Raw genomic sequence first — 10,511 nt, forward strand, 5'->3', positions numbered from 1 at the left:
TGCATTGACTCCTACTTCTTGAACCGGTCCCTGATCGCGGCGAGGCCGGAATCATAGACGCCGCCGAGGGCATCGACCGCTTCCTTCTCCCGCCCCGGGTCGGGCGTGTAGATGCCGGTCCATGTCACCACCGACGCGCCTTCACCCTTTGCCGTGACCTTGATGGTCGACTTGTACTGGCTCACCGGCAGTGGGCTCGACAGGAACGCGTAGGAATAGCTGTAGTCTTTGTCGTTCCGCGCAGTCTGCGTCTCCACGAACGAGGCCTTGCCGTCCCTGGTGACGAGCGTCCGGGTTGGCGGCGACTTGCCGTCCGCAATGCACTGCCCCACCGGCGGCAGCCAATCCTTGATCGCGCAGAACGGCCCGATGACGGACCACACCTCGGCCGCAGCACTGCTGACCTCGATGCTCCTCGTCAGATTGGCTGCGGACGCCGGCATGACGCTGACGCCCAGGCTGAGGGCGCAAATCGCGGCGCTGCGAACCGAAACGAGCAATCTGGAAGCCGTCGAATCGTATTTCTTCATGGTAATCTCCTGTGTCCGGCGGGCCGCGATTGCGGCGGCCGGCTTGCCAATGCCGGTCGAATAGACGCTCACCACGGTCCGCGGCCAGTTCAGAGAATGAATCGCTGCTGATACAGAAACTGAACTAGGAAGCCGCGCGCCGCGGCCCTAAGGTTGCGCCTTCGCTTGTCACGGAGGACCGCATGACCATCGGCAGCTACAGGCAGTTCTGTCCGGTCGCGATGGCGGCCGAAATATTATGTACGCGCTGGACCGTCGTGCTCCTCCGCGAGCTCATTGCCGGCTCGACGCGCTTCAACGAGCTGCGCCGCGGCGTTCCGCGGATGTCGCCTGCCTTGCTCTCGCAACGTCTCAAGGAGCTCGAAGCCGCCGGCATCCTTACGCGCCGGGCGTCGGCTTCCGAGCGCGGTATCACAGAATATCTGCTGACCACAGCCGGACGCGAACTCGGCCCCATCGTCGAGGCGTTCGGCATCTGGGGCCAGCGCCGCATCGAGTCGCATCTGTCGCTTCAGCATCTCGATGTCCAGCTGTTGATGTGGGACATGCGGCGGAATTTGAACACGACGCCGATGCCGACCCGCCGCAGCGTGCTGCAGTTCGCGTATCCGGAGTTACCTTCGACGCAGCGATTGTGGTGGCTGATCGTCGATCCCGACGACAGTGTCGACCTCTGCTCGATTGATCCCGGTTTCGACGTTGACCTTTACGTGTCGGTTGATCTGCGCACCATGACGGCGATCTGGATGGGGCTCGATACCGTGCGCGCGGCCGTCGCAAGCCGGCGGATGCTGCTCACCGGCGACCGGCAGCTTGCCGCGGCCATGCAAAGCTGGCTGGGCCTCAGCCCGTTCGCCAAGGAACGCAAGCTGGCGAGCTGATGCAGGGCGGCGCAATTCAGTATTTGTATCGCCCCGCTACAGTTCCCGTACTGGCGAGCCCGCGCCGTGTTCTGGCACCCCAGTGATGCCCGCCTGTATCAACGCGGAGCTGAACTCGAGCCAGGAGACACGACATGACAGCGTATCTGATCGCGGACATCAAAGTAACTGACGGAAAATGGGTGCCGGACTATGCGGCCTCCGTTCACGACCTCGTGCACAAGCACGGCGGCAAGTACCTTTCGCGCAGCGGCAATGTGAAGACGCTGGAAGGTACCCCTCTCGACACCTCGCTGATCGCGATCATGTCGTTTCCAACGGCGAAAGCGGCCGAGTCTTTCGTCACTGATCCCGCCTACGGCCGCTTCGCGGCAGCGCGCAGGGGCGGCAGCGAGAGCCGCTTCCAGTTGATCGACGATACGGACTTGGCCGGCACGATTCCCTATCTTGCCAAGGCTTGAACTGCATCTTCGTCAAACACTCGGCCGCAGGCGGAGACGTGCCCGGCCAACACAGGAGATTGGAATGAACGATTCGCTCGCCGGCGCCGGCCTGCTTCGCATGCTTTTCGTAGCTTGCAGCGTGGCCTTCATGCTCGGACTTTCCGGCGCCGCGTCGGCCCGGGTCACGCGGTGCGACGTTACGTGGGTCAGCTGCAACAACACCGCTGCGAAATGCTCGAGCGAGAGACGGTGCATGCGCAGGTGCGACGAGAAGTACATCAAATGCAGCGGGGGCTCGGCCTCCCTGCAACTGGAGCAGCCGATCGACCTTCTGGAACTTGGCAGACGCCGCTCGTAGCAGATCGATCCAAGGAGGACAGCGCAGCGCCGGTCTTCGGCGCTGCGTTCTCGTGTTGGCGCTAGCTGGGTGGCCTGGCGCCCACCACAACACCCGCCTTCTTCTCGATCGGCTTGATCGCCGCGGTGAAATCGGACTCGGCGCCTTCCGCGCTGATGACCGTCTCCCACAACCGGCCGACCGCATCCGCGACCTCCATCGACAGGCCAAGCTGCTTCATCTCCTCCAGCGCGAGCCGCACGTCCTTCACCATCAGTCCCGTGGCGAAGCCGAAGTCGAAGCTGCGCGGCAGCACCGAGCGCGGAAACTTGTCGCGGCTCGCGGTGTTCATGCCGGAGCCGGCATTGATGACGTCGATCATCACGGCGGGATCGAGCCCCGCCTTGACGCCCATCACCACCGCTTCGGAGGTTGCCACGATCGCGGTGGCCGACAAGAAGTTGTTGGCGAGCTTCATGGTCTGCGCCGCGCCGGGCTTCTCGCCGATGAAGAACACTTTCCCGATGATGTCGAGCGCGGGCTTGAGCAGCTCGAACTCGGTCTTCGGTCCCGAGACCATCACCGCGAGCGTGCCTTTCTCGGCGCCGCCGACGCCGCCGGAGACGGGGCAGTCGATCTGCACGATGTCATGCTTGGCGAGCAGGCCGTGAATCCTCACCGCCATCGCCGAGCCGACGGTGGAGAGATCGATGAAGCGTTTGACGCGGCTCCCCTCGACCACGCCGTTCGGCCCCGTCGCAACCGCGAGCGAAGCCTGCAGCGAAGGCAGGCTCGCCATGACCGTCTCGACCTGGTCGGCGACGTCCTTCGGCGACGTCGCCGCAGTGGCGCCGCGCGCCACCAGCTTGTCGACGACCTCTTTGCGCGTGTCGAACACGACGAGCCGGTTGCCGGCCTCGATCAGCCGCCGCGCCATCGGGAAACCCATGTTTCCGAGGCCGATGAATCCGATGTCCATGGTGTTTCCTTGTGTTGAATATTCGTTGTTGTTGATCGGCGCGCATCCATCCTCGGTGTCGTCCTGGCGAAAGCCAGGAGCCATTACCCCAGGGAGATGTTGTGGTGCGAGGTGGTAACTCCGAGTGCCCGTAACCACACCTGCCGGTGGCTATGGGTCCTGGCTTTCGCCAGGACGACGTGGAGGAGGGACGTCGCGTTACCGTCCCTCACACCGGCGCGGCTCACGCCTTGGCGTCGATCTCCGCGAACACCTCGCGCGCGATCCGAAAACTGTCGACTGCGGCCGGCATGCCGCCATAGATCGCGACCTGCATCAGGATCTCGCGGATCTCGTCGCGGCTGACGCCGTTGGTGAGTGCGCCCTTCAGATGCGCGCGGAATTCGTGCTGACGATTGAGGATCGCGATCATCGCGATGTTGAGCATGCTGCGGGTCTTGCGCGGCAGCTCCTCGCGGCCCCACACCGTGCCCCAGCAATATTCGTTGAGCATCTCCTGGAACGGGCGGTTGAAATCGTCGACGGTCTTCAGGGCGTTGTTGACATAGGCCTCGCCCAGCACCGCTTTGCGGACTTCCAGGCCCTTGTCGTGCATCTTCTTGTCCATGGCGTTTCCTTTGTTTTCCTTGGCTGCCGGCGCGGAAATTACGGGGTTGCGGCGGGCCAGTCACGTCCTCGTGTTATGCGGGAAAAGGGGTGTCTCCCGTACAGGAACGGATGCCTCAGTGCTGCCGTTGTGGTACGCTTCTCTACCGGGCAACCTGGAGAGTTGATTGAACGGCGTCACCCCCGACCCGTCAGACCCGATCCGCGATGGCGACGCTCTGTCGCGGCTGAAGCTGGCGCAAGCCCTGCAGCGGGCCACTTATGCCATCGCGTGGGAGCGTGCCTGGCCAAATTTGGCGCGGCTTCTTACCGTCGCTGGCCTGTTCCTGGTGGTGTCATGGGCCGGCCTCTGGCTGGCGCTGCCGTCCATTGCCCGCGCCATCGGGCTCCTTGTCTTCGCCGGCATCGCGATTGCCGTCCTGTTCCCGTTGAGTCGCTTTCGCTGGCCGAGCCGCGAGGAGGCGCTGGCCCGGCTCGACCGCGGCTCCGGCATCCGTCACCGGCCGGCCACCACGCTGACGGACACGCTGAGCTCGCAGGACCCGGTTACGCAGGCATTGTGGCGGGCGCAGCGCGAGCGCACGCTGGCTTCGATCAAGCGCATCCGCGCCGGTCTGCCGAAGCCCCGGCTCGCTCTGCATGATCCCTGGGCGCTGCGCGCGCTGGTCATGGTGATGCTGGTTGCGACCTTCTTCGCCGCTGGCGACGAGCGTGCGATGCGGCTCGGGGCCGCCTTCCACTGGAACGGCGTGCTGGCCCCGACGAATGTCCGCGTCGATGCCTGGGTCACGCCGCCGCTCTACACCGGCAAGCCGCCGGTCATCCTGTCGGCCGCGAACAAGGAGGCCGCCGCGCTGCCGGCCAGCGGCCAGCTTGCCGTTCCCGCAGGCTCGACCCTGATCGTGCGCTCCTCCGGCGGCAGCCTGGATGTTGTCGTCTCCGGCGGCCTCAAGGAAGTCGCGCCCACCGAAGCTGCGCCCAAGGGCACCAACGAGAAGCATTTTACCATCAGCGGCGACGGCACCGCGCATGTCCGCGCGCCCTCGGGCCAGCCGCAATGGGCGTTTGCGGCAACGCCGGACCGGGCGCCGACGATTGCGCTGGCCAAGGATCCCGAGCGCCAGGCCCGTGGCGGACTCCAGCTCACCTACAAGGTCGAGGACGATTACGGTGTCACCGGCGCCGACGCGCAAATCGGGCTGCGTCCCGGCGATGCCAAAGATGGTGTCAAGGATGGCAGCAAGGAGGCCGACACCAAGGCCGCCGCGCGGCCGCTATTCCAGCCACCGCAATTTCCGCTCGTGTTGCCGAATGCGCGCACCCGCAACGGCGTCGGCCAGACGGTGAAGGATCTCAGCGAGGATCCCTATGCCGGCGCCGACGTCACGCTGACCCTCACCGCCAAGGACGAGGCCGGCAACCAGGCCAGGAGCGAGCCCTTCAACATGCGCCTGCCCGAGCGGCTGTTCACCAACTCGCTCGCGCGCGCGCTGGTCGAGCAGCGCCGCATCCTCGCGCTCGACGCCAACAAGAATTCGGATGTCTATGCCGCGCTCGACGCGCTGATGATCGCGCCCGAATTGTTCACGCCGGATGCGGGCTGCTATCTCGGCCTGCGCAGCCTGGCGCTGCAGCTGGAAGCCGCCCGCACCGACGACGCGCTGCGCGATGTGGTGGGAAGCATGTGGGCGTTCGCGGTCACCATCGAGGACGACGGTGTCGCCGGCAGCGTCAACGCCGCGCTGCGCTCGGCTCAGGATGCGCTCAAGCGTGCGCTGGAACGCGGCGCCAGCGAGGACGAGATCAAGGCGCTGACGCAAAAGCTTCGCGAGGCGATGGCCGGCAAGGTGCGCGATCTCGCCCGGCGCGCCGAGCAGAATCCGCTTGGACCGCGGCAGCCTTTCCCGGCAGAGGTTCAGCTCATCCTCGACAAGTCCGTCGAGCTGAAACAAAAGACCCAGAACGCCACGCCCGAGCAGCTCGAAGAGCTGGCGAAGCAGCAGGACGCGTTGCGCGAGCAGCTTCAGGCCTATCGCAAGTCGGCGAACAACCGGGCGAAGCCGGGCAACGACGGTGCCAACCAGTCGACGCGAGACCGTAAATGCGGAAGCTAGCACGCGTGCCAGTCTTGAAGGCGATCTCGATCGCCTGCCTCGCCTTCCTGTTGGGAGGCGTCTCGCCCGTGGCTGCCCAGCAGGATCAGGATGTCGATGCCCTGCTCGATGGCGCTGAAAAGGCGATGCAGGATTCCGGCGACAGCCTCAGGCAGAAGGAATCCGGCAAGAGCCTGAACAATCAATCCGATGCGATTCAGAAGCTCGAGGACTACAAGCGCGCGACGGAAAAGAGCCAATCCTCCAATCGCGATCGTTCGGTCATCACGCAGCGCGACCTCGACGAATTGCTGAAGCAAATCGAGAAGGCGGCGCGCGAAGGCAATAAAGAAGCGGCCCAGCGCATGCTCGAGCAGCTCGCGCAGATCATGGAAAACCTCCAGATGGCGCAGCCCGGGCAATCCGGCGACAGCGATATGGAGCAGGCGCTCAACGAGCTCAGCGACATGATCCGCAAGCAGCAGCAATTGCGCGACAAGACTTTCAAGCAGGGCCAGGATTCCCGGCGTGAGCGCTCGCGCAGCAAGCAGCAGGGCGACCAGTCGATGTCGGATCTCCAGCGGGATCAGCAGTCGCTGCGGGATCGCCTGAAGAAGCTGCAGGACGAACTCGCCAAGCGCGGCCTCACGCAGAAGGGGCAAAAGGGCCAGAAGAGCCAGGGCCAGAAAGGGCAGAAGGGTCAGCAGGGCGAGCAGGGACAGCCGGGCCAGGATGGCGATCAGGACGGCGACGAGGGCGATGACGACGGCAGTCTGGACGCCGCCGACGGGGCCATGGGCGATGCCGGCTCGCAGCTCGGCGAAGGCAATTCGGACGGTGCGGTGGACGCGCAGGGGAAAGCGCTCGAGGCCTTGCGCAAGGGCGCGCAGAAGATGGCCGAGGCGATGCAGCAGGGCGATGGCGACGGGCAGGGCGATGGCCCCGGCAACCGTGCCGGCCGCCAGCAGAGCGGGGGCAATCAGACCGATCCGCTCGGCCGCCCCCTTCACGGCCGCGATCTGAGCGACGACTACACGGTCAAGATTCCCGGCGAGATCGACGCCCAGCGCGTCCGCCGTATCCTCGAGGAGCTCCGCCGCCGCTTGGGGGATAGCTCGCGCCCGCAGATCGAGCTCGACTATATCGAGCGGCTGCTGAAGGATTTTTGAGGCTGTCGCAGCTTTCGTAGCCCGGATGAGCGAAGCGATATCCGGGGCCGCCGGTCCCGCATGTCGCTGCGCTCATGCGGGCTACAAGCTACGAACCCGAGGCCGTTACCCCTTCTTCGCCGCCAGCGCATCCGCCACCGCCGTGCGGATGTCGGCGACCGAGAATGGCTTGGTCACGACGTCGTGCACCAGCGCATTGAGGTTCGAGGCGCGCTCGCGCTGGTCGGCAAAGCCGGTCATCAGCAGAATGGTCAAATCGGGGAAATCGCGTGCGACGGAAAGCGCCAGCGCGATGCCGTCCATCACCGGCATCTGGATGTCGGTGAGCAGCAGGTCGAACCCGCCGTCGGCGCGCGTGAGGATCTCCAGCGCCTCGGCGCCGTCTTGCGCGGTGACGATCTCGTGGCCGTCCATGGCGATCGCGCGCGCCACCAGCTGGCGCATCGAATCCTCGTCGTCGGCGATCAGGATCTTGGACATGAGACCAACCTCGGGATCAATCTCGCCACCAACTTTGCCTGCGAGACCTGCGAAATCGATTACACGCTGCCACCGGCAATGTCGCGCCGGTTGAAGAAGCGAACGTCGATATTGCGGCCCTCCGGCGGCGGCGAGGCCAGGCGCGAGCGGAAGAAGGCGCGCTCGCCGGGCTGTAGCACGGTCTGTTCCAGAACGGCGTTCCAGGCGTAGATTTCCGCGCCCTGCGCGTCGCGCACCGCGAAGCGCAGCCGGGGAATGTCGAGCGGCTTCTTGCCCTGGCCCACGATCACGCCCTCGATTACCAGCACCTGCTTACCGTCTACGGTTTCGCTGGAGAGCTTGACGTCCTTGAAGGCCAGTGCGCGCAGGTTCACTTCGAGGCCGACCATCCTGTAGAAGGCGGCCGTCTGCGGCAGCAGCCGCACCATGTCGCCGCGCCAGATCACCAGCGCCAGCACCAGCGCGCCCATGGCGACGCAGGCGGTTGGCAGGCCGAAATGGGATTTTCGCGGGGCCGCCGTGGCCACCGGACGGCGCACTCGGGCGCCGCGGCGGCGGCCGAACAGGCCACGGAACCAGGACTGGTGCTGTTCGCCGACGACTTCCTCCTCGACGGACCGGGCGGCCGCGGACCATTCGTCCTCGGTGTCGGTGGCTTCCTGGTCCGGCCAGTCGCTGGCAATCGAGGGGCTGTCAACGACAGGCGCGTCAGCGGCGCCGTCGTCCCGGGCATAGGAGTTCCACTGCTCGGCGAGATCGGACTGGTCGTCGCCCCGGCTGGCCGCGGCCATGGCTGGGACAGATGCCTCCTCGATGGCATCCTCGGCATGGGCGACCCAGGTTTCCTTGCAACGGGAACAACGCACGGTCCGGCCGTTCGCCCCAAGGCTCGCGGGCTTGATGGCGTAGGATGTCGTACAATGAGGGCAGACGATATGCATGGACGAGCCTTGATGCATGGACAAGTCTTGACGTTGACACGGTCGCGGAGAACCGAGCGGGAAAGATGCTGCCAATTATGCTACAGGACGACCGTTAACGAACCGGAAACCATAACGGCCGCAAAACCCGCTGATCGCGTATGGCGGAGCACAGCCGTGCGGCCCGCGGCCTCTCTCGAACGGAGCTGAGCTTGGTTCGGTTCGAAAATGTCGGATTGCGTTACGGCCTGGGGCCCGAGGTCCTGCGCGACCTCAACTTCCAGATCCCGGCGCATTCTTTCCAGTTTCTCACCGGCCCGTCCGGCGCCGGCAAGACCTCATTGCTGCGCCTGTTGTTCCTCTCGCATCGCCCGACGCGGGGGCTCGTCAATTTGTTCGGTCACGACATCTCGCAACTCGGCAAGGACGAGATCGCAGACTTGCGCAAGCGCATCGGCATCGTGCTCCAGGATTTCCGCCTGCTCGACCACATGACGACCTATGAGAATGTCGCGCTGCCGTTCCGCGTCATGGGCCGCAGCGAATCGAGCTACCGCAAGGAGGTCATCGATCTCCTGAAATGGGTTGGGCTCGGCGAGCGCATGGATGCGCTGCCGCCGATCCTGTCCGGCGGCGAAAAGCAGCGCGCGGCGATCGCGCGCGCCGTGATCTCCCGGCCGCAACTGCTGCTGGCCGACGAGCCGACCGGCAGCGTCGATCCGACGCTCGGCCGCCGCCTGCTGCGGCTGTTCATCGAACTCAACAAGTCAGGCACCGCCGTCATCATCGCCACCCACGATATCGCCCTGATGGACCAGTACGAGGCGCGACGCTTCGTGCTGCACCAGGGACGGCTGCACGTCTATGAATAGGCCCGACGAGCGCGGCGTGCTGGTCGATCTCGGACAGGAGGGTCCGCCGCTCCCGGCCAGGGCGCGCAACATGTCGCCGATCGTGCCGCGCGCCTCGATCCACGGCCGCGCGCTGGTCGCCGTCGTCGCTATCATGACCTTCCTGGCCTCGATGACGACCGGCACGGTGCTGCTGGTGAGCGCCTCCGCCGCCGAATGGCAGTCGGATGTCGCCAGCGAGATCACCATCCAGGTCCGCCCGCAGACCGGCCGCGATCTCGAACGCGACACCGCGGCGGTGACCGAGGCCATGCGCGCACAAGCCGGCATCGTCGAGGTCAAGCCGTTCACGAAGGACGAGAGCGGCAAGCTGCTCGAGCCCTGGCTCGGCACCGGGCTGTCGATGGACGATCTGCCGGTGCCGCGCATGATCATCGCGCGCGTGCAGCCCGGCACGGCGCTCGATCTCGGCGCTCTGCGCGCCCGCGTGACCCAGGTGGCGCCAAGCGCCAGCGTCGACGACCACCGCGCCTGGATCGAGCGCATGCGCTCGATGACCAACGCCACCGTGCTCGCCGGCCTCGGCATCCTCGCGCTCGTCATCGTCGCCACCATCATCTCGGTGTCGTTCGCGACCCGAGGCGCCATGGCGGCGAACCGTCCGATCGTCGAGGTGCTGCATTTCGTCGGCGCCGGCGACCGCTACATCGCCAACCGCTTCCTGCGTCATTTCCTCAGGTTGGGGCTGGAGGGCGGCGTGATCGGCGGTGGCGCCGCCATGCTGGTGTTCGGCTTCTCCGAGTCGATTGCAGGCTGGTTTTCCGGCACCCCCGTCGGCGACCAGTTCGCCGCGCTGCTCGGCACCTTCTCGCTGCGGCCGTCCGGCTACATCGTGCTCGCGGTGCAGGCCGTGCTGATCGGCGCCATCACCGCGGTCGCCTCGCGCCAGACGCTGTTCGCGACGCTGAATGATGTCGATTGAAATGGTTTCTTCCTTCTCCCCTCGTGGGAGAAGGTGGCGCGAAGCGCCGGATGAGGGGTTCTATCCACGTGCACGAACGTCGATGCCAGTTCGCGGAGACATACCCCTCACCCGTGGGGGCGCGGGGGGGGGGGGGCCCCCCCCCCCCCCCACGGGGGGGGGGGGGGGGGCACCCGTACAACCGGGTGACCCCCCAAAAAAACCCCCCCCCCCGCCAAAAGCCCGATCGTTGTGTCCCCC

General features: G+C 65.8%; 12 protein-coding genes. 7 read left to right on the plus strand and 5 right to left on the minus strand.

Translation table 11 applies throughout. From position 1 onward, the window contains the following. Positions 1-11: 11 nt before the first annotated feature. A complete protein-coding gene (locus tag AC0L2J_RS04300) occupies positions 12-530 on the minus strand; it encodes an SRPBCC family protein (protein ID WP_063996712.1) in 519 nt (172 codons plus the stop codon). A 182-nt stretch (positions 531-712) separates the two neighbouring features. Between AC0L2J_RS04300 and AC0L2J_RS04305 the strand changes: the two genes are divergently transcribed. The 3 genes from AC0L2J_RS04305 to AC0L2J_RS04315 all read left to right on the plus strand — a co-directional run bounded on the left by AC0L2J_RS04305 (position 713) and on the right by AC0L2J_RS04315 (position 2,212). Next, positions 713-1,411 (plus strand): winged helix-turn-helix transcriptional regulator, encoded by a 699-nt coding sequence (locus tag AC0L2J_RS04305; RefSeq protein WP_063994099.1) that lies wholly within the window; start codon positions 713-715, stop codon positions 1,409-1,411. 134 nt (positions 1,412-1,545) lie between these two features. Next, complete coding sequence (locus tag AC0L2J_RS04310) at positions 1,546-1,872, plus strand: DUF1330 domain-containing protein (protein WP_007615305.1); 327 nt, start codon at positions 1,546-1,548, stop codon at positions 1,870-1,872. 64 nt (positions 1,873-1,936) lie between these two features. After that, complete coding sequence (locus AC0L2J_RS04315; protein WP_063994098.1) at positions 1,937-2,212, plus strand: hypothetical protein; 276 nt, start codon at positions 1,937-1,939, stop codon at positions 2,210-2,212. Between the two features lie 61 nt (positions 2,213-2,273). Here AC0L2J_RS04315 and AC0L2J_RS04320 read toward each other — a convergent pair whose 3' ends face one another. Further along, positions 2,274-3,170, minus strand: coding sequence for an NAD(P)-dependent oxidoreductase (locus tag AC0L2J_RS04320; RefSeq protein WP_007615303.1), 897 nt, complete (start codon positions 3,168-3,170; stop codon positions 2,274-2,276). Between the two features lie 223 nt (positions 3,171-3,393). Continuing rightward, positions 3,394-3,777 carry a carboxymuconolactone decarboxylase family protein gene (locus AC0L2J_RS04325; protein ID WP_007615302.1) on the minus strand — a complete coding sequence of 128 codons (384 nt, stop codon included), beginning with the start codon at positions 3,775-3,777 and terminating at the stop codon, positions 3,394-3,396. Positions 3,778-3,943: 166 nt separating this feature from the next. Here AC0L2J_RS04325 and AC0L2J_RS04330 point away from each other — a divergent pair, with 166 nt between their 5' ends. Further along, positions 3,944-5,890, plus strand: a complete 1,947-nt coding sequence (locus tag AC0L2J_RS04330; RefSeq protein WP_007615301.1) for a TIGR02302 family protein — start codon at positions 3,944-3,946, stop codon at positions 5,888-5,890. Further along, positions 5,878-7,038: a DUF4175 family protein gene (locus tag AC0L2J_RS04335; RefSeq protein WP_473387408.1), complete on the plus strand. Its 1,161-nt coding sequence runs from the start codon at positions 5,878-5,880 to the stop codon at positions 7,036-7,038. Before AC0L2J_RS04330 ends, AC0L2J_RS04335 begins: the two co-directional genes overlap by 13 nt. 105 nt (positions 7,039-7,143) lie before the next feature. Here AC0L2J_RS04335 and AC0L2J_RS04340 read toward each other — a convergent pair whose 3' ends face one another. Next, a complete protein-coding gene (locus tag AC0L2J_RS04340) occupies positions 7,144-7,518 on the minus strand; it encodes a response regulator (RefSeq protein WP_063994095.1) in 375 nt (124 codons plus the stop codon). Positions 7,519-7,577: 59 nt separating this feature from the next. Continuing rightward, positions 7,578-8,459, minus strand: coding sequence for an MJ0042-type zinc finger domain-containing protein (locus AC0L2J_RS04345; protein ID WP_473387555.1), 882 nt, complete (start codon positions 8,457-8,459; stop codon positions 7,578-7,580). Between the two features lie 191 nt (positions 8,460-8,650). On the opposite strand from AC0L2J_RS04345, the gene ftsE reads away from it, so the two are divergent. Further along, the gene (ftsE, locus tag AC0L2J_RS04350; protein WP_008135325.1) at positions 8,651-9,310 is read left to right on the plus strand and encodes a cell division ATP-binding protein FtsE; all 660 of its coding nucleotides are present in this window, start codon (positions 8,651-8,653) and stop codon (positions 9,308-9,310) included. Next, complete coding sequence (locus AC0L2J_RS04355; protein ID WP_007597308.1) at positions 9,303-10,271, plus strand: cell division protein FtsX; 969 nt, start codon at positions 9,303-9,305, stop codon at positions 10,269-10,271. The genes ftsE and AC0L2J_RS04355 overlap by 8 nt, the downstream gene beginning before the upstream one ends. The last annotated feature ends 240 nt before the right edge of the window (positions 10,272-10,511 follow it).

It is taken from the genome of Bradyrhizobium sp. MV1.5 (assembly GCF_055807615.1).

Excerpts from the sequence above, each read along its gene's own strand:
- AC0L2J_RS04305 (WP_063994099.1), top strand. The coding sequence starts at position 713 with ATGACCATCGGCAGCTACAGGCAGTTCTGTCCGGTCGCGATGGCGGCC.
- AC0L2J_RS04335 (WP_473387408.1), top strand. The coding sequence starts at position 5,878 with ATGCGGAAGCTAGCACGCGTGCCAGTCTTGAAGGCGATCTCGATCGCC.
- AC0L2J_RS04355 (WP_007597308.1), top strand. The coding sequence starts at position 9,303 with ATGAATAGGCCCGACGAGCGCGGCGTGCTGGTCGATCTCGGACAGGAG.
- AC0L2J_RS04300 (WP_063996712.1), bottom strand. The coding sequence starts at position 530 with ATGAAGAAATACGATTCGACGGCTTCCAGATTGCTCGTTTCGGTTCGC.
- AC0L2J_RS04340 (WP_063994095.1), bottom strand. The coding sequence starts at position 7,518 with ATGTCCAAGATCCTGATCGCCGACGACGAGGATTCGATGCGCCAGCTG.
- AC0L2J_RS04315 (WP_063994098.1), top strand. The coding sequence starts at position 1,937 with ATGAACGATTCGCTCGCCGGCGCCGGCCTGCTTCGCATGCTTTTCGTA.
- AC0L2J_RS04320 (WP_007615303.1), bottom strand. The coding sequence starts at position 3,170 with ATGGACATCGGATTCATCGGCCTCGGAAACATGGGTTTCCCGATGGCG.
- AC0L2J_RS04325 (WP_007615302.1), bottom strand. The coding sequence starts at position 3,777 with ATGGACAAGAAGATGCACGACAAGGGCCTGGAAGTCCGCAAAGCGGTG.
- AC0L2J_RS04310 (WP_007615305.1), top strand. The coding sequence starts at position 1,546 with ATGACAGCGTATCTGATCGCGGACATCAAAGTAACTGACGGAAAATGG.
- AC0L2J_RS04345 (WP_473387555.1), bottom strand. The coding sequence starts at position 8,459 with ATGCATATCGTCTGCCCTCATTGTACGACATCCTACGCCATCAAGCCC.